Raw genomic sequence first — 437 nt, 5'->3', positions numbered from 1 at the left:
TGGTACTTGCTGACCGGCCAGACCACCGCGCCCACCAGCCTGGGGGCACTGGTCAACGGGTATGCCCCGTTTGCGGGTCTGTTCTACAACACCGAGGGCCTGCCCTACTTCAGCGTCGGTATGGGCAACTCGTTTGTGCAGATCGCCAAGTCGGCGGGACTGCTGGGCAGCGCCGCGCCCGCGGCGGCCAAGGCCGCCGCCGGGGCCTCCCACGGTTTGGGCGCTGCCCTCGGTGGCGGGGCGCTGGGCGGGGGCGGCCAGGTCGCCGCCGGGCTGGGGCACGGGGCGCATGTGGCCGGGCTGTCGGTGCCCCAATCCTGGCCCGGGGCCACCGCACCCAGCGTGGCCAAACCCATCTCGGCGGTCCCGGTCAGCGAGGTCATCACCGCCCCCGAATCCGGGGCCGGCAACCTCGTCGGCGGCGTGCCCGCCACCAC

General features: G+C 73.9%; 1 protein-coding gene. It reads left to right on the top strand.

All coding sequences use genetic code 11. The annotated features are described in order from the left end of the window. The coding region (locus OQ968_RS24815) for a PPE family protein, SVP subgroup (RefSeq protein WP_420716006.1) at positions 1–437 on the top strand (437 nt) is incomplete at both ends.

The organism is Mycobacterium sp. 663a-19, assembly GCF_035616495.1.
In the GTDB taxonomy this organism is placed as follows: domain Bacteria; phylum Actinomycetota; class Actinomycetes; order Mycobacteriales; family Mycobacteriaceae; genus Mycobacterium.
This window is presented reverse-complemented; position numbering and strand designations above follow the sequence as displayed.